Origin of the sequence: Sphingomonas aerolata, assembly GCF_023935825.1 — a bacterium.
GTDB lineage: Bacteria > Pseudomonadota > Alphaproteobacteria > Sphingomonadales > Sphingomonadaceae > Sphingomonas > Sphingomonas aerolata.
The window spans coordinates 3,583,510-3,607,664 of sequence record NZ_CP098762.1 but is presented as its reverse complement, the minus strand read 5'-3'; the positions used below and the strand labels follow the sequence as shown (position 1 = coordinate 3,607,664).

General features: G+C 67.6%; 24 protein-coding genes. 13 read left to right on the top strand and 11 right to left on the bottom strand.

Annotation, left to right across the window (positions count from 1 at the left end):
* Positions 1-19: 19 nt before the first annotated feature.
* Entirely contained in the window at positions 20-2,767 is a 2,748-nt protein-coding gene (locus NEF64_RS16510) for a [protein-PII] uridylyltransferase (RefSeq protein WP_056409063.1), read from the bottom strand.
* A gap of 98 nt (positions 2,768-2,865) precedes the next feature.
* On the opposite strand from NEF64_RS16510, the gene NEF64_RS16505 reads away from it, so the two are divergent.
* Positions 2,866-4,155, top strand: coding sequence for a homoserine dehydrogenase (locus NEF64_RS16505; protein WP_056409065.1), 1,290 nt, complete (start codon positions 2,866-2,868; stop codon positions 4,153-4,155).
* A gap of 356 nt (positions 4,156-4,511) precedes the next feature.
* On the opposite strand, the gene NEF64_RS16500 is transcribed toward NEF64_RS16505, so the two are convergent.
* From NEF64_RS16500 to NEF64_RS16485, 4 genes are all read right to left on the bottom strand, one after another.
* Entirely contained in the window at positions 4,512-4,967 is a 456-nt protein-coding gene (locus NEF64_RS16500; protein ID WP_056409067.1) for a hypothetical protein, read from the bottom strand.
* Between the two features lie 120 nt (positions 4,968-5,087).
* The gene (locus tag NEF64_RS16495; protein ID WP_056409069.1) at positions 5,088-5,426 is read right to left on the bottom strand and encodes a hypothetical protein; all 339 of its coding nucleotides are present in this window, start codon (positions 5,424-5,426) and stop codon (positions 5,088-5,090) included.
* A 76-nt stretch (positions 5,427-5,502) separates the two neighbouring features.
* Complete coding sequence (locus tag NEF64_RS16490) at positions 5,503-5,946, bottom strand: CoA-binding protein (protein ID WP_056409281.1); 444 nt, start codon at positions 5,944-5,946, stop codon at positions 5,503-5,505.
* Between the two features lie 140 nt (positions 5,947-6,086).
* On the bottom strand, positions 6,087-7,037 hold the full coding sequence (locus NEF64_RS16485; RefSeq protein ID WP_056409070.1) for an Mrp/NBP35 family ATP-binding protein: 951 nt from the start codon (positions 7,035-7,037) through the stop codon (positions 6,087-6,089).
* Between the two features lie 69 nt (positions 7,038-7,106).
* On the opposite strand from NEF64_RS16485, the gene hflK reads away from it, so the two are divergent.
* From hflK to NEF64_RS16460, 5 genes are all read left to right on the top strand, one after another.
* Positions 7,107-8,267, top strand: coding sequence for a protease modulator HflK (hflK, locus tag NEF64_RS16480; RefSeq protein WP_056409072.1), 1,161 nt, complete (start codon positions 7,107-7,109; stop codon positions 8,265-8,267).
* Positions 8,264-9,130 carry a protease modulator HflC gene (hflC, locus tag NEF64_RS16475; RefSeq protein ID WP_056409075.1) on the top strand — a complete coding sequence of 289 codons (867 nt, stop codon included), beginning with the start codon at positions 8,264-8,266 and terminating at the stop codon, positions 9,128-9,130. Before hflK ends, hflC begins: the two co-directional genes overlap by 4 nt.
* 105 nt (positions 9,131-9,235) lie before the next feature.
* Complete coding sequence (locus NEF64_RS16470) at positions 9,236-10,801, top strand: Do family serine endopeptidase (RefSeq protein WP_031439387.1); 1,566 nt, start codon at positions 9,236-9,238, stop codon at positions 10,799-10,801.
* 110 nt (positions 10,802-10,911) lie between these two features.
* Positions 10,912-12,555 (top strand): helicase HerA-like domain-containing protein, encoded by a 1,644-nt coding sequence (locus NEF64_RS16465; protein ID WP_056409078.1) that lies wholly within the window; start codon positions 10,912-10,914, stop codon positions 12,553-12,555.
* Positions 12,556-13,076: 521 nt separating this feature from the next.
* The gene (locus NEF64_RS16460) at positions 13,077-14,309 is read left to right on the top strand and encodes a M20 metallopeptidase family protein (RefSeq protein WP_056409080.1); all 1,233 of its coding nucleotides are present in this window, start codon (positions 13,077-13,079) and stop codon (positions 14,307-14,309) included.
* A 179-nt stretch (positions 14,310-14,488) separates the two neighbouring features.
* Here NEF64_RS16460 and NEF64_RS16455 read toward each other — a convergent pair whose 3' ends face one another.
* Positions 14,489-15,445: an isopenicillin N synthase family dioxygenase gene (locus NEF64_RS16455; RefSeq protein WP_056409082.1), complete on the bottom strand. Its 957-nt coding sequence runs from the start codon at positions 15,443-15,445 to the stop codon at positions 14,489-14,491.
* Positions 15,446-15,879: 434 nt separating this feature from the next.
* Here NEF64_RS16455 and NEF64_RS16450 point away from each other — a divergent pair, with 434 nt between their 5' ends.
* The 6 genes from NEF64_RS16450 to NEF64_RS16425 all read left to right on the top strand — a co-directional run bounded on the left by NEF64_RS16450 (position 15,880) and on the right by NEF64_RS16425 (position 20,404).
* Positions 15,880-17,139 carry a multidrug effflux MFS transporter gene (locus tag NEF64_RS16450; protein WP_056409084.1) on the top strand — a complete coding sequence of 420 codons (1,260 nt, stop codon included), beginning with the start codon at positions 15,880-15,882 and terminating at the stop codon, positions 17,137-17,139.
* Between the two features lie 72 nt (positions 17,140-17,211).
* Positions 17,212-17,553, top strand: a complete 342-nt coding sequence (locus NEF64_RS16445) for a hypothetical protein (protein WP_037530490.1) — start codon at positions 17,212-17,214, stop codon at positions 17,551-17,553.
* Between the two features lie 73 nt (positions 17,554-17,626).
* On the top strand, positions 17,627-18,247 hold the full coding sequence (locus NEF64_RS16440) for a nuclear transport factor 2 family protein (protein ID WP_056409086.1): 621 nt from the start codon (positions 17,627-17,629) through the stop codon (positions 18,245-18,247).
* 265 nt (positions 18,248-18,512) lie between these two features.
* Positions 18,513-19,178: a hypothetical protein gene (locus tag NEF64_RS16435; RefSeq protein ID WP_056409088.1), complete on the top strand. Its 666-nt coding sequence runs from the start codon at positions 18,513-18,515 to the stop codon at positions 19,176-19,178.
* A 233-nt stretch (positions 19,179-19,411) separates the two neighbouring features.
* Positions 19,412-20,182, top strand: coding sequence for a thermonuclease family protein (locus tag NEF64_RS16430; RefSeq protein WP_235516510.1), 771 nt, complete (start codon positions 19,412-19,414; stop codon positions 20,180-20,182).
* A 45-nt stretch (positions 20,183-20,227) separates the two neighbouring features.
* Positions 20,228-20,404 carry a CopG family transcriptional regulator gene (locus NEF64_RS16425; RefSeq protein ID WP_156360471.1) on the top strand — a complete coding sequence of 59 codons (177 nt, stop codon included), beginning with the start codon at positions 20,228-20,230 and terminating at the stop codon, positions 20,402-20,404.
* A 146-nt stretch (positions 20,405-20,550) separates the two neighbouring features.
* Here NEF64_RS16425 and NEF64_RS16420 read toward each other — a convergent pair whose 3' ends face one another.
* From NEF64_RS16420 to NEF64_RS16405, 4 genes are read right to left on the bottom strand one after another with little or no spacing between them, the layout of a single operon-like run.
* Positions 20,551-21,495, bottom strand: coding sequence for a BstA C-terminal domain-containing protein (locus tag NEF64_RS16420; protein WP_252574160.1), 945 nt, complete (start codon positions 21,493-21,495; stop codon positions 20,551-20,553).
* A gap of 11 nt (positions 21,496-21,506) precedes the next feature.
* Entirely contained in the window at positions 21,507-22,562 is a 1,056-nt protein-coding gene (locus NEF64_RS16415) for a ribonucleotide-diphosphate reductase subunit beta (RefSeq protein ID WP_056409090.1), read from the bottom strand.
* A gap of 45 nt (positions 22,563-22,607) precedes the next feature.
* Entirely contained in the window at positions 22,608-22,871 is a 264-nt protein-coding gene (locus tag NEF64_RS16410; protein ID WP_031396613.1) for a hypothetical protein, read from the bottom strand.
* Entirely contained in the window at positions 22,868-23,071 is a 204-nt protein-coding gene (locus NEF64_RS16405; RefSeq protein ID WP_031396614.1) for a hypothetical protein, read from the bottom strand. The genes NEF64_RS16410 and NEF64_RS16405 overlap by 4 nt, the downstream gene beginning before the upstream one ends.
* Positions 23,072-23,127: 56 nt before the next feature.
* Here NEF64_RS16405 and NEF64_RS16400 point away from each other — a divergent pair, with 56 nt between their 5' ends.
* Positions 23,128-23,376 (top strand): DUF2171 domain-containing protein, encoded by a 249-nt coding sequence (locus NEF64_RS16400; protein ID WP_031396615.1) that lies wholly within the window; start codon positions 23,128-23,130, stop codon positions 23,374-23,376.
* Between the two features lie 461 nt (positions 23,377-23,837).
* Here the strand turns inward: NEF64_RS16400 and NEF64_RS16395 are convergent, their stop codons facing one another.
* Positions 23,838-24,149 (bottom strand): hypothetical protein, encoded by a 312-nt coding sequence (locus tag NEF64_RS16395; RefSeq protein ID WP_252574157.1) that lies wholly within the window; start codon positions 24,147-24,149, stop codon positions 23,838-23,840.
* Positions 24,150-24,155 lie beyond the last annotated feature (6 nt).

Genomic DNA, 24,155 nt, shown 5'->3' with positions numbered 1-24,155 from the left:
TCGTCAGGATGACGATTAGTCAGGCGGCGAGGTCGAGTTGCTTGCCGGCGGCCGCCGCGAGCAGGCGGCGTTCGAGGGTCTTCAGCCGGGCGGGGGCGGTGATGCGGTCGCCGGTGAGGTCGGTGATGTAGAAGGTGTCGACCGCGCGTTCGCCATAGGTGGCGACATGCGCGGAGTGGATCGTCACCTTCGACTGGAAGAGCGCCTGGGCGAGCCGGTTGAGCAAGGCGGGGCCGTCGCGGGCGTTGACCTCGACCACGGTGAAGCGGTTCGAGGCGCGGTTGTCGATCATCGCGTTGGGGACGATGTCGAACGCCTCGGCGCGCGCGCGCGGGAGCGGCTTGGCGACGAGGCGGTCGGCGAGCTTGCCGCGGTTGGCGAGCGCATCCTCGATCGCGGTCTTCAGCCGGGCGAGCTGTTCGCTGCCGTCGAACGGGCGGCCGAACGGGTCCTGGACGAGGAAATTGTCGACCGCCATGCCGTCGCGCGTGGTGTGGATCCGCGCGTCGATGATGTTCCCGCCCGCGACATGGATCGCGCCGGCGATGCGGTAGAAGAGCCCGGGATGATCCGCGGCGTAGATCGTCACGAGCGTGGCGCCGCGGCCGGGATAGACATGCGCGTCGATCGCGAGCTGCGCGTCGCCGGTGCCGGCGAGGAAGCGGGCGTTGTGGACGAGCACGTCCTCGGGCTCGGCGATCCAATAGGCCTCGGGCATGCGGCGGACGAACGCGGCGAATTCGGCGTCGCTCCAGCCGAGATCGGCGTGGAGCGTCTCGTGCTTGGCGGCGATGCGTTCGGCGCGGCCCTTCTGCTTGTGGCCGAGCCGGAGCACCTCCTCGGCAGATTCGTAGAGGTCGCCGAGCAGCTGCCGCTTCCAGCCGTTCCAGACGCCGGGGCCGACCGCGCGGATATCGACGATGGTGAGGACGAGCAGGAGGCGGAGTCGCTCGGGGCTCTGCACCACGTCGCAGAAATCGAGGATCGTCTTGAAGTCCGACAGGTCGCGCTTGAACGCGGTCGCGGACATCAGCAGATGCCAGCGGACGAGCCAGGCGACGGTCTCGGTCTCCGCCGGCGACAGGCCGAAGCGCGGGCAGAGGCGCTGCGCGACCTCGGCGCCGAGGATCGAATGATCGCCGCCGCGGCCCTTGGCGATGTCGTGGAGCAGCACCGCGACATAGAGGACGCGGCGCGAGACGATCTGGCGGAAGATCGCGCTGGCGAGCGGATGGTCGTCCTTCAAAGCGCCATTCTCGATCCGCGCGAGCAGGCCGAGTGCGCGGATCGTGTGTTCGTCGACGGTGTAGTGATGATACATGTCGAACTGCATCTGCGCGACGACGCGGCCGAAATCGGGCACGAAGCGGCCGAAGACGCCGGTCTCGTTCATCCAGCGCAGGACGAGTTCGGGATCGCGCGGCGAGCTGAGGACGTCGAGGAACAGCGCGTTGGCGGTCGGATCGTCGCGGATGTCGTCGACCAGCTTCACGTCGCGTGCGGCCGCGCGCATCGCGAGCGGGTGGATCTCGAGCGTATTGCGGTCGGCGAGCTGGAAGATCTCGATCAGCCGGACCGGACTTGCGCGGAAGAAGTCGTCGTCGGGCAGGGCGAGCCGGCCGCGGTCGAGGACGAAGCCGTTCAGCCGTCGCGGGCTGCGGCGGATCGTCGGCAGGCCGAAGCGGCGGCCGCGCGCGGCGAACTTCTCGTCGAGATGCGCTAGGAAGACGCCGGTCAGGTCGCCGACGGTCTTCGCCTGGAGAAAGTAGAAGTGCATGAAGCGTTCGACCTTCGGCTTGCCCGGACGGTCGGAGAAGCGCATCCGGTCGGCGATCTCGCGCTGGACGTCGAAGGTCAGCCGGTCCTCGGCGCGACCGGTGATGCTGTGCAGGTGGCAGCGCACCGCCTGAAAGAAATTGTCGGCGCGGTGGAAGAGGCGATATTCGGCCTTGGTGAACAGCCCGACATCGACGAGCTGTGCCGCGCGCTGGACGTCGTAGATGTACTTGCCGATCCAGAAGAGCGCGTGGAGATCGCGCAGGCCGCCCTTGCCCTCCTTGACGTTGGGTTCGACGACATAGCGCGTGTCGCCCATCTTGCGGTGGCGCAGGTCGCGCTCGACGAGCTTGTCGGCGATGAACGCGCGCGCGGTATCCGCCTGGACCTCGACCTTGAACCGGCGCGACGCCTCTTCGTAGAGATCCATGTCGCCGGTGACGTAGCGCGCCTCCAGCAAAGCGGTGCGGACGGTGATGTCGGCCTTGGCCTGGCGGATCATCTCGTCGAGCGAGCGGCTGGACTGGCCGAGCTTCAGCCCGAGATCCCAGAGCGTGTAGAGCATCGATTCGATGATGCGTTCGACCCGCGGGGTCTGCTTGCCCGGTGTGAGGAAGCCGATATCGACATCCGAATGCGGCGCCATCTCGCCGCGGCCATAGCCGCCGACCGCGATCAGCGTGAGCCGGTCGTCGGGGGTGGGGGCGGGCGCGGGGTGCAACCGGGTGGTCGTAAAGTCGAAGAGCAGGCGGAGCAGCTGGTCGATCAGATAGGCCTGCGCGCTCGACACCTCGAGCCCGCGGCTGGGATGTTCGGCGAGCCGCTTGGCGACCTCGACCCGGCCCGCGTCGAGCGCGGCCTTGAGCAGGATCGTCGCCTGGCGGCCGAGCGCGACCGGATCGGTCTCGTCCAGCGCGGCGATGGTGTCGGCGACCGCGCGGCGATCGATGATCGCGCGGCGGTTGGGCAGGTGATCGAAGCGGCCGGTCATGCGGGACCAGATAGGGCGCGCGGCGCCATTCGTCATCCTGATTGCGGGATTGGCCGTCGGACCCTAGGTCTTCGCGCGGGTTTGGCGAAAGGAAGACGATGAGCGAAGCGTTGCGCGTGGGACTGGCGGGCCTGGGAACCGTGGGGGGCGGCGTCATCCGGCTGCTCGACGCGAACCGCGAGCTGATCGCCCGACGGGCCGGCCGCGCGATCGAGGTCGTCGCGGTGTCGGCACGCGATCGCTACAAGGATCGCGGCGTCGATCTGACGCGGTTCGCCTGGGTCGACGACACGACCGCGCTGGCGCAGCAGGCGGACGTCGATGTCGTCGTCGAGCTGATCGGCGGATCGGACGGCCCCGCGCTGACGCTCGCGCGCTCGACGCTCGCCGCGGGCAAGTCGTTCGTGACAGCGAACAAGGCGATGCTCGCGCATCACGGCTATGAGCTGGCGACCGCGGCGGAGGCGGCGCGCGTCGCGCTGAAGTTCGAGGCGGCGGTCGCGGGCGGGATCCCGGTCATCAAGGGGCTGCGCGAGGGCGCCGCCGCCAACGCGATCGGGCGCGTCTACGGCATCCTCAACGGGACGTGCAATTTCATCCTGAGCAAGATGGAGGCGGAGGGGCGCGATTTCGCCGAGATCCTCGCCGAGGCGCAGGCGCTGGGCTTTGCCGAGGCGGATCCGAGCTTCGACATCGACGGGGTGGATGCGGCGCACAAGCTGTCGATCCTCGCCTCGATCGCGTTCGGGACGCGGCCGGCGTTCGACGCAGTCGCGGCGAGCGGCATCCGGCACCTGCTGGGCGCGGACATCGCCGAGGCGGCGGCGCTCGGCTACCGCGTGCGGCTGCTCGGGCTGGCGGAGGACGGGCCGGACGGGCTGTTCCAGCGCGTGCATGCGCATCTGGTGCCGGTCGACCATCCGCTCGCGCATGTCACGGGGTCGCTCAATGCCGTGGTAGCGGAGGGCAATTTCGTCGGGCGGTTGCTGTTCCAGGGCGCCGGCGCGGGCGACGGGCCGACCGCGAGCGCGGTGGTCGCGGACCTGATCGACATCGCGCGCGGCGAATATGGGCCGCCCTATGCGATGCCGGCGGCGTCGCTGGTCGCGGCGGCGACCGCGGACAGCGGCGAGCGGCGCGGGCGCGCCTATCTGCGCTTCACGGTCGCGGACCGGGTCGGCGTGCTGGCCGAGATCGCCGCGGCGATGCGCGACGCGGGCGTCTCGATCGAGAGCCTGATCCAGCGCGGCGCGATGGCGGACGGCAGCGTGCTGGTCGCGATCGTGACGCATGAGGGGCCGGAACGGTCTGTCGCGCAGGCGCTGGAGAAATTGCGGGGGTCGCAGAGTCTGGTGGGGCAGCCGTTGTGGATGCATATTTTGGGGTGATTTTTGGGGTGGGCATGCGGGTGTGCCACGTTTTGCCGTCATCCTGACGAAGGTCAGGATCCAGTGTGGCGGATGGCTGCGCTGTGTGGCTCTGGATCCTGACTTTCGTCAGGATGACGGGGTTGGGTGGGGATGACGGCCCCTCCCTTCCGTCATCCTGGGCTTGACCCAGGATCCAGGGTTGCGGGGCGGTGTGCTGCTTGGCTCTGGATCCTGACTTTCGTCAGGATGACGGGGGTGTGTGGGGACGGCGGCTGCCTCCTCTCGTCATCCTGGGCTTGACCCAGGATCCAGAGTTGCGGGGCGCTGCGCTGCTTGGCCCTGGGTCCTGGCTTTCGTCAGAATGACGGGGTGGGTTACGGCCGCGCGGGGGCCGGGGGTGCGGGGTCGGACAGGTCGATGGCGATGCGGCCGGTCTTGTCGGGTTTCTTGGCGAAGGCGCTTTTGGCGAGCGCGACGGCGCCGGCGACGAGCGGGGCGATTGGCGGGCCGAAGCCGGACTGGCAGCCGCTCTGGGTCGCGGCGCAGGGCGTTCCCTCGAGCGACAGCGCGCGGATCGCGGTCATGTTCGGGTTGGAGGCGACGGGGCGGTCGGGCGGGCCCCAGTCGGGGAGCGGGAGGCGCGGGCCCGATTGGGTGCCGGGCGCGCAGACGGTAATCGTCTTGTCGCCCTCCTTCACCACCGGGCAGTCGGGGGGATTGAGGATCGACCAGCTCTTTTCGGTCGGAGCCGACGAGGTCGATGTGGCGGCAGGCTGAGCCGCAGGTATGGCGCCGGCCTGTGCGAGCGCGAGCAGTGTGACGAGAATCATCGACGGCGCCTCAACGGTTTGCGGTGATCATGAGCGTCGCCCGAGCATGGACCCGATCGGGGCGTCTTGCCACTGTCCAGATGGCGGGGGGCTGATGGCGGGGGCGTGATGGCGCGGGGGTCAGGGTGCGGGTTTGCGGAGGCCGCCGGCGGTGACGCCCGCCGCGCCGACGCCGACCGACACGCCGGCCATGCCGCCGCCGACCTGGAACGGGCCCATGTCCTGGACCGGGGTGCGCGCGTTGAGCAGCCGGACGCGTTCCGCGGCGAGGCTTTCGTGGCGCGGATCGCCGGGGTCGTGGACGACGAACGGCACGCGGAACCGATCCGCCTGGCGCAGGCCGCAGACGGTGATGTCGGTCGAGGCGGGATCGACGACGCAGCGGGGTTCGGCGGCGAGTCGCTCGCTGGCCTTGGCGAGCAGCGGATCCTGAGCGAGAACCAGAAGCAAAGCGAACATGACCTGTCCCTGATACGCGATGGGCCGATACGAAGCTCGTCGCGAGGGTGACGCACGCGCAGGCGAGCGGCAAGCGTCAGTCGGTCGGATCCCGATCTATCCTGGCGACGCCGAGTCGGGGGATCTCGATCGCGGGGCAGCGGTCCATGACGACCTGAAGCCCGGCGGCTTCGGCGCGGGCGGCGGCAGCCTCGTTGATCACGCCGAGCTGGAGCCAGACCGCCTTGGCACCGATTGCGATCGCCTGGTCGACGGCCTCGCCGGCGGCGGCGGAATTGCGGAAGATGTCGACGATGTCGATTTGGTCGCCGAGCTGGGCAAGTTCGCGGAAGACGAATTCGCCGTGGATGTGCTCGCCGGTGATCTGCGGATTGACCGGGATGACGCGGTAGCCATGCGCCTGCATCCGCGCCATCACGCCGTAGGAGGGGCGGTCGGGGCGGTCGGAGGCGCCGACCAGCGCGATCGTGCGCGCGTTTTCTAGCAGTGTCTTGATATCGGAATCGGCGGTAAGAGGCATCTCGGCGTCCTCTTCGTGGAGCACCCGTCCGGGTCTGTACATAGACCGGTCGGGTGGCTGGAATCCTGGTCCGCTCGTGTCGTAGCTCTACGCGCCAGGCACGACCGGTAACAGCACAACGGCGCGGGCCCCAAAACGTTTCACATTTTTCCAATCCATGCGACGACCTGAGCGGCGAGGGCGGCGAAGATCACGTCGTCGGGCTCGGCCGCGGGGGGCGTTCCCGCATCGGAGGCGGTGCGGATCGACAGCGTCAGCGGGACGCGGCCAAGGAACGCGATGCCGAGCTCACGCGCCGCCGCCTCGGCGCCGCCGTTGCCGAACGGATCCGAACTCTCGCCGCAATGCGGGCAGACATAGCCCGCCATGTTCTCGACCAGCCCGATGATCGGGATACCGGCTTTCTCGAACAGGTCGATCGCGCGGCGGGCGTCGATCAGCGCGAGATCCTGCGGGGTCGAGACGATGATCGCGCCTGCGGGACGGTATTTCTGGACCATCGTCAGCTGGACGTCGCCGGTGCCGGGGGGAAGGTCGAGCACGAGCGTGTCGGTCGCGCCCCAGTCCGCCTCGACCAGCTGGCCGAGCGCGCCCGCCGCCATCGGTCCGCGCCAGGCGAGCGCGCGACCGGGATCGACGAGCTGGCCCATCGACAGGAGGGGGACGCCGTAGGGGGTGGGGACCGGGTCGAGCACCTTGTCCTTGGCGGTCGGGCGGGTGCCCTCGACCCCCATCAGCCGCGGCTGCGACGGGCCGTAGATGTCCGCGTCGACGAGGCCGACGCGGCGCCCGGCCCTGGACAGCGCGATGGCGAGGTTGGCGGACAGCGTCGACTTGCCGACCCCGCCCTTGCCGCTGGCGACCGCGATCAGCCGGCGGGTGGTGCGTTCGGCGGTCATGACCACGCGCACCTCGCCGACGCCCGGCGTCGTCGCGGCCATCTTCACCGTCGCCTCGAGCGCGTCGCGCGCCTTCGGGTCGAGGCCGGTCGCATCGACCACCACGCCGAGCCGCGTTCCTTCGAGTCGCACCGTGGCGCGCGCGCCCGCCACTGCGGCAATCGCCGCCTTTACCGCTTCAATGTCGATCATCGCCGCCAGATAGGCCCGTGGCGGGCGCTTGGCACTGTTTTTCCGCGATGGCACACCTATAAAGGTTGGATGACGATCTTTACGCGCTGGCTCCGGCGTCCCCCCATTCTCGCCGTCGAAACGCCAAAGGGTCCCTGGGGCGGCTCGGGTGACGACAATGCCGGCGAGGGCGGCGGCCCCCGCAATCCCTGGGCGCTGCCCCCCGGCGGTCGCAAGCCGACCGGCAAGCCGAGCGCGCTCGACGAATTCCTGAAAAAGGCGCGGGTCTCGGGCGGCGGTGGCGGCGGCGGCAGCAGCGGCGGCGGGTTCGGCGGCCTGCCGACGGGCGCCAATGCGCGCGCGCTGTGGGCAATCGCGGTCGCGGTGATCGTGGTGCTGTGGCTGCTGTTCACCTCGTTCCACCAGATCGGGCCGCAGCAGCGCGGCGTGGTGACCTATTTCGGCAAATATGCCGGCACGCTCGATCCGGGCATCCGCCTGACCCCGCCCGCGCCGATCGCGAGCGTCGAGGTGGTCGACGTGCAGAATATCCGCACCGACAATTTCCCCGTCGGCGACGGCGAGAATCTGACACTGACCGGCGACCAGAACATCATCGATCTGGCCTATTCGGTGCGCTGGGACATCGCCGATCCGCGCGATTACGTGTTCCAGCTCGCCGAGCCGAACACCACGGTACGCGCCGCGGCCGAGAGCGCGATGCGCGCGGTGGTCGCGACGACGACGCTGGAGCAGGCGATCGGCACGGGCCGCACGGTGATCGAGCAGCGCGTCGCCGAGCTGACCCAGCAGATCCTCAACGACTATAAGTCGGGCGTCCGCATCCAGGGCGTCGCGATCAAGCAGGCCGCCGCGCCCGCGCAGATCGTCGAGGACTTCAACGCGGTGACCGCGGCGCAGCAGGAAGCGATCGCCAACCTCAACCAGTCGCGCTCCTATGCGCAGCAGGTCGTGGCGCGCGCACAAGGCGAGGCCGCATCGTTCGACAAGGTCTATGAGCAATATCGCCTCGCCCCCGAGGTGACGCGTCGACGGATGTATTACGAGACCATGGAAGCGGTATTGGCCAAGAGCGACAAGACGATCGTCGAGACCCCGGGCGGCGTCGTCCCCTATCTGCCGTTGCGCAACGGCAAGCGGCTCGCCGATCCGGAGGTCGCGCCGCGCGCCGCCCAGCCGGCGACGCCCGCGCCGGCCGCCGCCGCCGCCCAGCCGGGAGCCGCCCAGTGAACGGCCTGACCTGGCGTAACCCGCTGGTCGCGGGCGCGATCGCGCTGGTGCTCGTGATCCTTGCCGCGGCGAGCTTTGCGATCGTGCCGGAAACGCAGCAGGCGGTGATCCTGCGGTTCGGCCAGCCGATCCGGACAGTCAACGCCTATGCGCCCGGCCAGCCCTTCGGCCAGACCGGCGCGGGGCTGATCGCGCGCGTGCCGTTCATCGACCGCATCGTGTGGATCGACAAGCGCGTGCAGGACATCGAGCTCGACAACACGCTGGTGCTGTCGACCGACCAGCTGCGGCTCGAGGTCGATGCCTATGCGCGCTACCGCGTCGTCGACCCGCGCAAGATGCGCAACGCGGTCGGCAGCGAGGAACGCATCCCCGACCAGCTGCGCCCGATCCTGGGCTCGGCGCTGCGCAACGAGCTGGGCAAGCGGCGCTTCGTCGAGCTGCTCAGCCCCGAGCGGTCCGAGCTGATGGACAATATCCAGACCGGGTTGCAGCGCGTGGCGAGCCAGTATGGCGTCGAGATCGTCGACGTGCGGATCAAGCAGGCGAACCTGCCTGTCGGCCTGCCGCTCGAAAGCGCGCTCAAGCGCATGTCGAGCGCACGCCAGCAGGAGGCGATCACGATCCGCGCCGAGGGCCAGAAGCAGGCGCAGATCGTCCGTGCGCAGGCGGATGCCGATTCGGCGAAGATCTATGCCGAGAGCTTTGGCAAGGATGCCGACTTCTACGACTTCTACCGGGCTATGCAGTCCTACCGGCACACGTTCGGGGCAGATGGCGGTCCGGCACCGGAAGGATCGACGTCGATAATTCTTTCGCCGAACAACAGCTATCTGCGGGAATTCGAGGGCCGCGGGCGTTAAAGCCCGTGAGCTTGCTCTGAACACCCGTTCATATTCAAGCGTCGTTCAGCCGTAATCGGCGATGAAACCCCGGTTTCGGACGATGAAACGAGAGGACAATATCCAGTGCGTTACGCCTACGCCATTACCAGCGCTCTACTGCTCGGCGGCGCGACCGCGACGCTCGCGCTCCAGCCCGGCACCGCTTCGGGGACCGGCCAGGTCGCCCAGAACGAACCCGGTGCGATCCAGGCGGTCGTGCCCAAGCCCGGCGCGCCGATGAGCTTTGCCGACATGGTCGCGCGGCTCCAGCCCGCGGTCGTGAACATCTCGACAAAGCAGACGATCGTCCAGAAGCAGCAGGCCAACCCGTTCGCGGGCACGCCGTTCGGCGAGCTGTTCGGCGGCATGGGCGGCGGTCCGCAGGGTGGCCCGCCGGTCAAGCGCGAGGGCGCGTCGCTCGGTTCGGGCTTCCTGATCTCGGCGGACGGCTATGTCGTTACCAACAATCACGTGATCTCGCCGGGCGCGCAGGGCGCGACGGTCGATTCGATCACGGTGACGCTGAGCAACAAGAAGGAATATGTCGCCAAGGTCATCGGCAAGGACCAGGAATCGGACCTGGCGTTGCTGAAGATCGACGCGCCCAACCTGCCCTTCGTCAAGTTCGGCGATTCGAACGGCGCGCGCGTCGGCGACTGGGTCGTCGCAATCGGCGAGCCGTTCGGGCTGGGCGGCACGGTGACCGCGGGGATCATCTCGGCGATCAACCGCGTCACCGGACAGGGCGGCGCGTATGACCGCTTCATCCAGACCGACGCGTCGATCAACCAGGGCAATTCGGGCGGGCCGATGTTCGACCTGAACGGCAATGTGATCGGCGTGAATTCGCAGATCTTCAGCCAGTCGGGCGGCAATATCGGCATCGGTTTCGCAATCCCCGCGGCGACCGCCAAGCCGATCATCGCGACCTTCATGAAGGGTGGCACGATCGAGCGCGGCTATATCGGCGTGACGCTGGGCCGTGGCGGTACGATCGACGAGGATACCGCAGCGGCGCTCGGCATCGCCAAGAACCAGGGCGAGCTGATCAACGACGTCACCGCGGGCGGGCCCGCGGCGCGCGCCGGGGTGCGCGCGGGCGACGTGGTAACCAAGGTCAACGGCCAGGTGGTCACGGTCGACCAGTCGCTGTCCTATCTCGTGTCGAACGTGAAGCCCGGCCAGACCGCGCGGCTCGACATCCTGCGCAACGGTAAGCCGACGAGCGCGAACGTGGTCGTGGTACCGCGGCCGAGCGCGGACAAGCTGGCGGCGACGCTGGGCGGCGACGCGCAGGGCTTTGGCACCGACGACGGCGATGACGATGATGCCGCGACCGGCGCGGCACCCACCGCGGGTGCGGCGCTCGGGATCGGCGTCCAGCCGCTGACCCCGGCGATCGCGCAGGCGGTCGGCGTCGAGGCGGGCACGCAGGGCGTGGTGATCGCGGCCGTCGCGCAGACGAGCGATGCGTTCGGCAAGCTCAAGCGCGGCGACGTGATCATCTCGGTCAACGGTACGCCGGTGCGCAGCGCAACCGAGCTGCAGGGCGCGGTCACGACGGCCAAGGCCGCCGGGCGTCCGCAGGTGCTGTTGCAGGTCAAGCGCGGGCGCGGGCCGGCGCAGTTCCTGCCGGTCAAGATCAAGTAATCCACCCGACACTCGCGTGTCCCGAAGGACCGTCGCTCACCCGAGCGGCGGTCCTTTTTCTTTGCGGGGCGCGGGGTTAGGATCGGGATCGACAGCGAGGACATAGCAGCATGGGCGACGGCATCTTCATCGGCGCGAGCGCGGACGGTACGCGGCAGACGCTCGAGCTCAGACGCGCGAACCGGCACGGGCTGATCGCGGGCGCGACGGGGACGGGCAAGACCGTGACCGTGCAGGGGATCATCGAGGGATTTTCGGCGAACGGCGTGCCGTGCTTCGTCGCCGACGTGAAGGGCGACCTGTCGGGGCTCGCCATGGCGGGGTCGCCGACCGCGAAGACGCATGCGATCTTTGCCGAGCGTGCGAGCGCGATCGGCGATGACGGCTGGGCCTATGCCGACACGCCGGTGCAATTCTGGGACCTGTTCGGCGAGCAGGGGCATCCGATCCGCACGACGATCAGCGAGATGGGGCCGGTGCTGCTCGCGCGGCTGCTGGATCTCAATGAGGTGCAGGAGGGGGTGCTGACGATCGCCTTCCATGTCGCGGATACCGAAGGGCTGTTGCTGATCGATCTCGACGATCTGCAGGCGATGCTGAGCGAATGCGCGGGGCGGGCGGACGAGCTGACGACGACCTATGGCAACGTGTCGAAACAGTCGATCGGTGCGATCCAGCGGGCGCTGCTCCAGTTGCGCAGCCAGGGCGCGGAGCATTTCTTCGGCGAGCCCGCGCTCGAATTGCGTGACTTTATCGGCGTCGACGATCGCGGGCGGGGTTTGGTCAACATCCTCGCCGCGGACAAGCTGATGGCGAGCCCCAAGCTCTATTCGACGTTCCTGTTGTGGCTGATGAGCGAACTGTTCGAGCAGCTTCCCGAGATCGGCGATCCCGACAAGCCGGTGCTGTGCTTCTTCTTCGACGAGGCGCATCTGCTGTTCGATGCCGCACCCAAGGCGCTGCTCGACACGATCGCGCAGGTCGTGCGGCTGATCCGGTCGAAGGGCGTGGGCGTGTATTTCATCACGCAGAACCCGATCGACATTCCCGAGACGATCGCCGGGCAGCTCGGCAACCGGGTGCAGCATGCGCTGCGCGCGTTCACGCCGCGCGACCAGGCGGCGGTGCGCTCCGCGGCGGAGACGTTCCGGGCGAATCCGGGGGTCGATGTCGCGACCGCGATCACCGAGCTGAAGGTGGGGGAGGCGCTGGTGTCGCTGTTGCAGGCGGACGGGTCGCCGACGCCGGTCGCGCGCACGCTGATCAAGCCGCCGGTGTCGCGGGTCGCGCCGATCACGCCCGCCGAGCGCGCGGTGATGATCGAGACCGATGCGATCGGGGCGAAATACGACACGCTGGTGGATCGCGAGTCGGCGGAGGAACTGCTCGCGGCGAAGACCGAGGCGGCGAGCGCGGCGGCGGCCGAGGCGAAGGCGACGACCGCGGCGGAGAAGGCGGCGGTGGCGCAGGCAAAGCTCGACGCGAAGGCGGCGCGCGAGGCGCGGGCGGCGGAGCGTGAGGCGGAGCGGGTGGAGCGCGCGGCCGAGCGCGAGGCGGCGGATTCGCCCTGGGCGAAGATGGCGTCGTCCGCGACGCGCGCGGCGAGCTCGTCGATCGGGCGGCAGGTGGCGAACGAGATCGGGAAACAGGTGTTCGGGACGACCAGCCGGAGCCGGTCGCGCGGCGGGGCGTCGGGGGGTGGGCTTGTGGGGAGCGTGCTGCGCGGGGTGCTGGGGGGGTTGTTTCGGGGGTGATGGGGGTGGGGCGGACGCTCCTGCTTCCGCGCATACCACCCCGGCGGAGGCCGGGGCCCAGTTGGGGAGGTTGGAGTAACGGAGCGCTGTCCTGCATCACTGGCGTCCCCCAACTGGGCCCCGGCCTTCGCCGGGGTGGGGGCACTATTTGGTGGACTGGCGTGTCCTTCTCCATGGTCACCCGCGACGGCGGGTGCCCAGACTGGGTCCCCGCCTTCGCGGGGACACAAGGGAAGCGGGGGCGTGTGATCTCGCGCATACCACCCCGGCGGAGGCCGGGGCCCAGTTGGGGAGGTCGCGGTAACGGGGCGCTGTCCTGCATCACTGGCGTTCCCCAACTGGGCCCCGGCCTTCGCCGGGGTGGTGGGCGGTGTGGGGGCTGGCGGGTCCGATCTCGCTTGCACCTCCCCCGGTCTTTGCCGGGGTGGTGGAGGGGGTGGGGTGCTGTGGTATAGGGCGGCATCGGCACGGGCCGGGCGTTGGCCGAGCCGGTGCACCACGTCTTGCAAAGGTACCCGATCATGTCGCTCGATTTCGAATCCACCACCGACTGGGCCGCGATCGGTGAGGAAAGCCTCGATGCGGCGATCGAGTTGCGGCGCGCGATCCATGCGGATCCCGAGGTGGGGCTGCACTGTCCGCGCACCTCGGACAAGGTGAAGGCGGCGCTGGCCGGGCTGCCGCTGGAAATTCGCGAGGGGACGTCCACGACCGGGTTCGTCGCGATCCTGCGTGGCGGGCGGGGCGGTGGTACCGCGGGGGGTAATGGGCGGACCGTGCTGCTGCGCGGCGACATGGATGCGTTGCCGATGCAGGAGGAGACCGGGCTGCCGTTCGCATCGAAGATCGACGGGGCGATGCATGCGTGCGGGCATGATTCGCATACCGCGATGCTGGTCGGCGCGGCCAAGGCGCTGTGCGCGCGGCGGGACGATCTGCCGGGGACGGTCGTGTTCATGTTCCAGCCGGGCGAGGAGGGGCATCACGGTGCGCGGCACATGATCGCCGACGGGCTGCTCGACGCGCCATTGCCCGAGGCGGGGTTCGCGCTGCATATCTCGCCCAACATGCCGATGGGGCATGTCGTCAGCCGGTCGGGGACGCTGATGGCGTCGACCGACACGCTGCGCGCGACGATCACCGGGCGCGGCGGGCATGCGGCGATGCCGCACGACTGCCTCGATCCGCTGCCGATCGCGTGCGAGATCGTCACCGCGCTGCAGACCTATGTCGCGCGACAGGTGGCGGTGACCGATCCGGCGGTGCTGTCGATCACCAAGCTGAATGCGGGGTCGGCGCACAACGTCATCCCGTCGAGCGTCGAGATGCTGGGGACGATGCGGACCTTGTCCGAGCGGACACGCGAACAGCTGCGCGCGGCGTTCGTGCGGATGGTCGAGGGGATCGCCGCGGCGCACGGCGCGGTCGGGACGCCGACGATCGAGCAGGGCTATCCGGTCACCGTGAACGATCCGCGCGCGACCGATCTGATCAAGGCGGTGGCGACCACGATCGGCGGCGAGGGCGCGTATCAGGTGATGCCGCCGATGATGGGGGCGGAGGATTTCTCCTACGTGCTGCAGAAGCTGCCGGGGGCGATGGCGTTCATCGGCGCGGCGCCCGAGGGGAGCGACCCGCGGACCAATCCGCCGCTGCACAATACGAAGATGACGATCGACGAGCGGGTGATGGCGCACGGGATCGCGGTGCACTGCGCGGTGGCGGAGCGGTTTCTGGCGAACGGGTTCGGTTGAGGTTGGGGCGTGCGCTCCGCCGGACTGATCCGGGGGAGCGGGCGCGCCACCCTGTTGCCCCTCCCCGGCGGAGGCCGGGGTCCAGGTGGAGAGGTCGGCGTAACGGAGCGGTGTCCGCGGTTATTGCCGTTCCCCAACTGGGCCCCGGCCTTCGCCGGGGTGGTAGCGCGCGGGGGCGGTTACTTCTTGATCAGGCCGATCTCTACCAGGCGTTCGTAGAGATAGTCGTGCGCGGTGATCGGGGTGGGGTAGCGGTTGGGGTTTTCCGCGGTGACCGTCGCCGGCAGCGTCTGAATTAGGAAATCCGGCGCGGGATGCAGAAAGAAGGGCATCGAGTAGCGCGAATGGCCGCGGCGTTCGGGGGGCGGGTTGACGACGCGGTGCGTGGTCGAGGGCAGGACGTGGTTGGTCAGCCGCTGGAGCATGTCTCCGACATTGACGACCATCGCGCCCTCGGGCGGCTTGATCGACAGCCAGCGGCCGTTGGCGCGGTCGAGCAGTTCGAGGCCCGCCTCTTCCGCACCGAGCAGCAGGGTGATGAGGTTGATGTCCTCATGCGCGCCGGCGCGGACGCCCTCGGCATCGGCGGGGATCGGCGGGTAGTGGAGCAGGCGCAGGACGCTGTTGCCGTCCTTGACCGCGGGGTCGAACCAGTCGGGCGCGAGCTTCAGGTGGCGCGCGATCGCGGAGAGCAATTTGTCGCCCGCGGTGTCGAACGCCTTGAATAGGTCGAGGAAGACCGGCTTGAAGCCCTCGGGACGGGTCGGCCAGACGTTCGGCGACATCTGCGCCTCGTAGCGGTGGCCGGCGGGGAGCTCGCGGCCGACATGCCAGAATTCCTTGAGGTCGACGACCTTGGCGTCCTTGGCGATCTCGGTCTTGAACGGGGTGTAGCCGCGCGCGCCGCCGCCGCCGGGGGCGAAATAGCCGCGTTTCTCGTCCTCGGGCAGCTCGAACAGCGCCTTGGTCTCAGCCCAGGCCTGGTCGATCAGCTCGGTCGGGATGCCGTGATCGGCGACGATCGCAAAACCGAAGCGTTCGAACGAGTTGCCGAGCGCGGCAGCAAAGCCATCGGGGTCGCGCGCCTGATCGGCGAGGCTGAGTGTGGGAACCTGGGCGGCGGGGCTGTCGAGCATGGAAGGATGTCCGGATAGGGGAGCGCCGATATAGCGACGCGGGGGGGCGGTGCCAATTGCCTGGCGGGATTTCGCGTGGTGGCGGAGCGATTCCGGCACCTCTCTTGCCGTCATCCCCGGGGAGGCGGGGATGACGGGCCTTGGGATGGGGCACTTGGTTTCGTCATGCCCGCGGAGGCGGGGATCCAGATGTTCGGACGTCGGTGATGGAGTCGTGAGGGTTGCCGGTATGAATCCCCGCCTTCGCGGGGATGACGGTTGGGGGGCGTTGCTGTCGGGAGGTTGGGGGCGTTGCTGCCGGGGGATTGGGGGGCGTTGCTGTGGGGGGGATTGGGGGCGTGGCCTCCCGGGGGATTGGGCGCGTGGGATTCGTGCGCGTGGCGGGGTGAATAGCGGGTTTCGTAGGTAGCGATAACGCGGTAGGGCGCCGCATCATGACCGCAGAAACCCCAGTATCCGACGCGCCCGCGATGCGCGGCGCGCCGATCGGCTTTGTCGAGTTCGTGGCGCTGGTCGCAGCCCTAATGTCGCTGACCGCGCTGGGGATCGATTCGATGCTGCCCGCGCTGCCCGCGATCGGCGAGTCGCTGGGGATCGCGAGCGAGAACAGCCGGCAATATATCGTGACCGCGTTCGTCATCGGCTTCGGCGTCGCGCAGCTCGTCCACGGGCCGCTCGCCGACCGGTTCGGGCGCCGCACGGTGCTGCTCTGGTCGCTGGGGCTGTACGCGCTCGCCAATGTCGCCTGCGCGCTGGCGGGAAGCTTCACATTGCTGCTGATCGCGCGGGTCGCAGGGGGTGCGGTGATCGCGGCGGCGCGGGTCGCGACGATCGCGCTGGTGCGCGACTGTTATCACGGGCGGGCGATGGCGCGGGTGATGTCGATCGCTTTCATGGTGTTCATGATCGTGCCGATCCTGGCGCCGACCTTTGGCTGGAGCGTGCTGCAGTTCGGCGACTGGCGTGCGATCTTCTGGGTGATCGCAGGCCTGACGCTGGTCGTGCTCGCCTGGTTCTGGGTCCGGATGCCCGAGACGCTGGCGCCCGAGAACGTCCTGCCGATCACGCCGGCGCGGATCCTGTCGGACTGGCGGCAGACGCTCGGCGACCGGCTGTCGCTCGGCTATACGCTGGCGGCGACCGCGCTGATGGGATCGCTCTACGGGTATCTCAACTCGATCCAGCAGATCATGGCGGACGTTTTCGCAAAGCCCGACCTGCTCGCGCTGATCTTCGCGGTCACCTCGGTGACGATGGCGGCGGCCAATCTGATGAATTCGCGGATCGTGATGAAGCTCGGCACGCGACTGATCAGCCACTGCGCGCTGTCGGGGCTGATCCTGGTGTCGCTGGTGCATCTGGGCGCGATCGAGGCGAACTGGGAGTCGCTCACCAGCTTTGCGGTGTTCCAGGCGCTGACGCTCGGCTGTTTCGGGCTGGCGACGTCGAATTTCTCGGCGATGGCGATGGAGAATATGGGGCGGATCGCCGGCACCGCGTCGAGCGTGCAGGGGTTCGTCAGCGTCACCGCGGGCGCGGTGATCGGCGCGGTGATCGGCCAGGCGTTCGACGGGACGACGGTGCCGCTGGTGCTCGGCTTCCTGCTCGCGGGGCTCGCGGCGCTGGCAGTCGTCGCGCTGACGGAACGGGGCCGCCTGTTCCGGCCTGCGATCGTCGTCAAACCGGCGGAGTGACGGAACCGGGCATGCGTGCCCGCCGTTCCTTGACGCGAGACCGCACGACGCGGCCTGAGCAGGAGCGATAGCATGGGCGGACATCAGGTTCCCGGCATGGGCACGGGCGACGACGGGTATGACGAGGACGGCTATGACGAGAGCCAGCGCGCCGAGATCCTCGAGGCGACACGCAGCGGCCCGGTCGACGGCGCGATCGTCACCGATCTGAGCCCCGATCTGGGCACGGACGACGACGAGGACGAGCCGATCGACGACATCGACATGGATTCGGAAGCGGTCGGCCAGACCGATTCGACCGTGACGATGGACGAGGACGATATCGACGAGGACGACGTCCAGGACGAGCTCGACGATGGCAGCATCGACGATGACGAGCTGGACGATGCCGACGACGTCGCGCTGAAGCCCTGATCCCTGCGATCCCCCGACGCGCGTGCGGCAGCGATCCCCGCGCGCGCGTCCCGCTTCGATGTAGGAGGCGCGCGTGCGTATCGTGATCGCAACCGGCGGCGTGATGCCGATCCTCCTGGGATGCGGCCTTGGCGGCTGCTCGGACCCAAAGCAGCAGCAGCTCGACGTCACCGGGGCGGCGGCGCGCGCGCAGCAGAATATCGCACGCTATGCGGCGGACAGCCGCCCCGGCCGGCATCCCGTCGGCACCACCAAGATTGCGGCCGCCGCGCCCGAGACGTTGCCCGAGGCGGCGGCGGCGGTAGTGCGACGCTATTACCAGCGGATCGCGGCGCATGATTTTGCCGGGGCGCGGGCGCTCTGGTGTCGCGATGGCGAATCCTCGACGCTCGACCGGGCGGGGTTTGCGAACCGCTTTGCGCGCTATGCGCGTTATGACGCGAACATCGCGGCGCCGGGCAGCGTCGATGCAGGCGCGGGCCAGCTGCACATCTCGGTCCCGGTGCGCGTGACGGGGACGCTGAGCGACGGGACGCGCTTTGCCGATGACGGCATGGTTCTGCTGCACCGCGTCAATGACGGGATCGAGACCGCGAGTGCCGAGGCACATCTCTGGCGGATCGAATCCACCTCGGTCGACCCGGTGATCCCGCCGCCGCGCGCGCCCGCCACCAGCGCGCCCGGACGCCGCTAAGCCGCTGAAACCCGGCTATCCGTAGCGTCTTGCCGCCGCCCGGGAAAAGCCACGAAGCCGCCATGATGGCCGCCGTTTCGCCCATGTTCGTTCATCCGACCGTCAGAAACCGTTGCCATCTTGCCACAGCCGGCGATTGTTCCCGAAATCGACGCACGGCGGTGCAACATTTTCGTCATCGACCTGTTTGGAGGGCCTGAGTGTCACGCGCCACGGGTTGTCCGGGGCGGCGGGACCCAGAACGAAACAAGAAGGTCATTCGAATATGCGTAAGCTTTCCATCGCAGTCGCCATCGCAGCAGCCGCCCTCGCCGCTCCGGCGTTCGCGCAGGACATGTCGGCTCCTGCCCCCACCGACAACAGCGCAGCGCCCGGCGAAGCCGCTGCACCGGACGGCTCGAAGGCCTTCGGGATCGAGCCGTATTTCGGCGTCATGGGCGGTTGGGAGCAGTTCGACAACGAAGCCGGCCACGGCATCCCGCAGGCGCTGAACGCCAACGGCACGCTGCGTCGCGGCTACAAGCCCTCGGGTTCGCTCGTTCAGGGCGTCCTGGGCGTCAACGTTCCGCTGGGCCCGGTCTTCGTCGGCGCAGAAGGTAACGTGATCAAGGGCATCGATGGCAACATCGACTGGCAGTATGGCGCAGCAGGCCGTTTCGGTCTTCGCGCTGGCGACAGCGGCCTGATCTACGGCAAGGTCGGCTACCAGTGGGTCAACTTCGACCATTTCTCGGGCCTGTCGAACACGGTTCCCAACACGAACCGCGACTATAGCGCGATCACCTACGGCATCGGCGCCGAAGTCGGTCCGCAGAGCATCGGCCTGAAGGGCATCACCGGCAACGCAGGCTTCCGCATCCGCGCCGAGGTCAACACCTTCGGCGACGCCCAGAGCTTCCGCCCGATGCTGGGTATCGTCACGCACTTCTGAGCCTTGCGCTTGGACACGTGAAATCGGGCGGGGTGCGAGCGATCGCACCCCGCCCTTTTTTGTGTCCGGCGCGGATCGGCCGGGCCGCGTGGAGAGGCGTCGGGCGGTGCCATGACGTCCTCCTGATGTTCCCGATGCGTTCTGGCGCATTTCCGACTCGCTTCGCCGCATGTGAGTCGACGGGCGAGTGACATCGACTCGTGGCCGCGTAGGCGCGAAAGGCGATGGAGTATGTGTTTGATTTTATGCGGTTGCTGAGCGGCAATCGCGGGACGGGTGGCGCCCGGCGTCGGAGCGGTCCGGGTCTCGCGCTCCAGCTCCGCTTGGTGTTCTACGGCGTGCTGATCGGGCTGATGGTGCCGACGCTGCGCAAGATCGACTGGTCGCCGCTCGTCCCGCCGGGTCTGAAGGTCGAATGGCCGACCGGGTTCGGCGTGACCTGGCCCGCGGGGCAGCTCCACGTGCCGGGCGGCTGGGGGCGGCTGCGCGACACCGCCGCCGACGTCGCGCCCTCCGCCGCAGGCCTGGGCAGCGCGGCCGCGACCGCCGCCGCTGCGGCGGCGGGCGCGGCGGGCGGGCTGATCGTCGGGGCCGGGTCTGGGGCTGGGGCCGGGTCTGGCGCTGGGGCCGGCGCGGTGGGGGCGGGGAAGGCGGTATCGGCGCGCTTCACGATCTGCGGCCGGGCGAAGCGGGTCAACTGCATGGTCGACGGCGACACCTTCTGGATGAACCGCACCAAGATCCGCATCGCCGATATCGACACCCCCGAAACGCACCCGCCGCGCTGCAAGGCCGAGGCACGCGCGGGCCAGCGCGCGACGCTGCGGATGCAGGCGCTGCTCAATGCCGGGCCGTTCACGCTGACGCGGATCAAGCGCGACGTCGACAAATATGGGCGGAAACTGCGGCTGGTGCAGCGCGACGGGCGGTCGCTGGGCGACACGCTGGTCCGCGAGGGGCTGGCGCGGCGTTATGGCGGGGGGAAGCGGTCGCCCTGGTGCTGAGGGGGGCTCTCGTCGTCGGAACGCGGATCCTGTACGATCCGGTGCATGACGCACGAGACCGTCCCGTTCGACACGCCGGAGTCCGCCGCCGAGGCTGAGGCCAATGCGCGGGCGGACGCCGATGTGCGGGACGGGCGATTGATCAGCCACGACGCGGTCAGGCGCTGGCTGTCATCCCTGGGCTCGGCGGCGCCGCTCCCCCGACCGCGTGTCGGCGAGTAGTTGAGGATCGTCTGGACGGACGACGCCGTCGCCAATCTCGAGGCGATCATCAGCTATGTATCTGCGTTCGACTCGGCTGCGGCCCGTACGGGATTAATCATTGAGTTGGGACCGACGATCATTTTAAGCGGAGATTCGCAGCTGACTTAGTGGTTTTTTACCAATGTCGGCAGTTTGTATGCCTCTAGCGCTCGCTGTGCGGCAGATCCGCTTATCTGTTTTTTCTGTATTTGGCCGCCGAGATATGCTCGGAACTTTCCCCCGCGGATATATTCCTCTCTCAGCCATTTCTTAAAATCGCCAAGCGCAGACTCGGGATAGCACCAAGGGGTTTGCGGATTCGAAACAGATTGGGGAAAGTAACCCGGGTAATAGTGCTTATATTCAAGTCTCACGCCGAATCGTGATTCAAGTTTGTTATCGGTCCAATAGCGGCTCCAGCATTGCCCTATGCTAATGTCCGGGATTATCGACTCATTTGAGAAAATGCCATTTTCGCCGAGCGTAACAGTTATATCCACGCTTTCTCGAAAGATGCTGAAGAACCCGTCTGGAGCGCTTTGATAGCTCAAGGATATGCGGTCGTGGAATGGCCGCCATTGATCGTTGATGTCTCGTGTTGGTTGGTATCCAACTGACTCATAGATTGCATCGCGGAAGCCTTTGCGAGCAAGTATCCGAAAATTATCTCTCGCTTCTTCCTGGCAAAACTGACCAGCATCGAACGCGTAGTACTCGATAACTGCCAGCGAAATTTCTTCACGATATGCATAAACGGTGCGCCCGCCTACTTTTACCTCTACATGAGCATCGCTTAATTCATGACCATTCCTAAGAAGAATGTCGCGAATCTTGTTAATGCGAGGTTTAGAAAGCGGCTCCCGCCATTGACTGCTTATCGTTCCAATATGGGCGTTTTCGACCCCGCAAAGTACCGATAGCCCGCGTTGGGTAAGAAACGGGGTGCCATCACTTAGCACCCCCATTCCCAATGGGTCTACACGGCTACCGTCATTGTTGCCTAACGCGAGCGTCCCCTGTCCGTCGTCATCAGGCTGAATGCTTGCAGGGAGTCGAAATACCGCCACCATATTCTACACTCCTATTCAGCCGCAACACCAGCCAGCGAGAACATGTCGCCGCCGTCGGCGAGGTCCTCGTTGGCGGCGGGGCCCTTCTTGGCGGTCTGGCGCTTGTCGAAGCTGTCCCAGACGTCGTTCCACTGGCCCTTGGTCGCGGCCTTCGAATATTCGGTGGCGCGCTGTTCGAAGAAGTTGGCGTGCTCGACGCCGTTGAGCATCGGGGCGAGCCAGGGCAGCGGGTGCTCGTCGATCATGTAGATCGGCTTCAGGCCGAGCTGAGTCATGCGCCAGTCGGCGATGAAGCGGATGTACTTCTTGATCTCCTTGGGGGTCATGCCGTTGACCGGACCCATCTCGAAGGCGAGATCGATGAAATTGTCCTCGAGGCGGATCGTCGTCTGGCAGACATCGGCGATGTCGTCCTTGACCGCCTTGGTGAGGCACTGACGCTCCGCACAGAAGGTGTGGAACATCTTGATGATGCCCTCGCAGTGCAGGGACTCGTCGCGGATCGACCAGGTGACGATCTGGCCCATGCCCTTCATCTTGTTGAAGCGCGGGAAGTTCATCAGCATCGCGAACGAGGCGAAGAGCTGGACACCCTCGGTGAAGCCGCCGAACATCGCGAGCGTGCGCGCGATATCCTCGTCATTGTCGACGCCGAAGCTCTGCATATAGTCATGCTTGTCCTTCAGCTCGGCATATTCGAGGAAGGCGCCATATTCGCTCTCGGGCATGCCGATGGTGTCGAGCAGATGGCTGTAGGCGGCGATGTGCACCGTCTCCATGTTGCTGAACGCGGCCAGCATCATCTTGATCTCGGTCGGCTTGAACACGCGGCCGTACTTCTCGTGGTAGCAATCCTGCACCTCGACGTCCGCCTGGGTGAAGAAGCGGAAGATCTGCGTCAGCAGGTTGCGCTCGTGATCGCTGAGCTTCTGCGCCCAGTCGCGGCAATCCTCGCCCAAGGGCACTTCCTCGGGCAGCCAGTGGAGCTGCTGCTGGCGCTTCCAGAATTCGAACGCCCAGGGGTATTCGAACGGCTTGTACTGCTTGCGGGCTTCGAGGAGGGACATGGGATACTCCGGGACAAATTTGGGAAATTGAGGAAACTGGTGAAGCTAGAAACGGCTTGAACTGGTGATGACGACGACGAGGAACAGCAGCGACGCGATCGGTGCGGCGATCATCAGCACGCGGCCGCGCTGGCGGATCTTGCCGATGTCGAGCGCGCCGGGGTTCCAGCCGGGGGTCGGACCCCAGAAGGTCTCGCCGCGAAAGTCGCCCGACCAGGGATTATGGTCGAGCCGGCTCCAGTGACGGCCGAGGATCATGTTCGCCGCGCAGATGCCGACGACCGCGAGGATCAGGACGAGCGTGTTCACGATTCGAGCGTCCATTGCCACATCGCGCCCGCCGACAGCGCGAGCACGATCGCGCCCGAGGTGAGCATGATGCCGATCATCCGGAAGGCATAGACCTGCTTGTCGCTGACGTCGGGGCTGCGCAGCCGCAACAGCATCGCGACGCCGATGATCCCGAGCAGGGCCGCGACGACAAACATGATGGCGCTGCCATAGGTCATGCGACCAATGCCCGCGACGCGCGTTCTGCACCCGGACCCACCACAGGAGACGCAAAATGGTCGACGCAACCCAGATCAAGGAACACGCTGAAGTCATCGGCGCGGACGGCGTTCATGTCGGTACCGTCGATCATGTCGACGGCGACCGCATCAAGCTGACCAAGAATGATTCGCCGCAGTCGCAGGACGGGCAGGGCGCCAAGCATCACTACATCTCGCTCGGCCTCGTCGCCGAGATCGAGGGTGACAAGGTCCGCCTGAGCGCGACCGGCGCAAACGCGCTGACGTTCGAAGAGAGCGAGTAACCGCGCGGCGCCCTCTCCCGAGCGGAGGGGGCGCGCCGAGTGCACGACAGGGGCGTTCCGGAGCGATCCGGGGCGCCCTTTTCGCGTCGTGCGTGCACGGCTGCGCGCTGCTGCACCAGCCACCCGAATCGGGGTGGCGTCGGCCGGTGTTCGCCCGGCGGCAGAGTGCGATTTGCTGCGCATGTCGTCTCCGTCCTAGCTGGGCCCGGCGTCGCCGATGGGCGGCGCTGCGTGACGCCATTTATCTACATGATCGGGCCGGATATCGCTATGCACTTATTTCGATAAGAGCCGCGAATTATCCGACTTGCACCTAGGGATGGTGTGGTCGGGGGTGTTCCGACACCAGATAGGGGATCGGGCGTCGGGAGGCGGTCGGGTGGTCGAGACCCCCGCCGGGCCGCGGAATTCCGCGGGTTTCGGGGCCGGACAGGCGCTGTCCGGGCCACGAAACGACGCGATCAGGCGGCTTCGGGATCGTCGTCGACCGGGGCCGCGCGACCGGCGGTCGGGAGCAGCGCGGCGAGTGCTGCGATCGCATCGCCGCTGAAGTGCTGGACCGCGCCCTCGGGCCCGACCTGGAGCGCATGCTCGGGCGTCAGCGTCGCAGCGCGCTGATGCTCGGGATCGAGCGTGGTCCAAGTGCGGACCGCGGTCTCGAGGCTGGTCACCTCGGCGACGTCGGTGTCGCCGCGGGGTACGTTTTCGAGCGCGGCGCTCATCCGCCAGTCGATGTCGGGCGGCGTCGTGTCGCCCCAATAGGCTTCGGTCATCGTCAT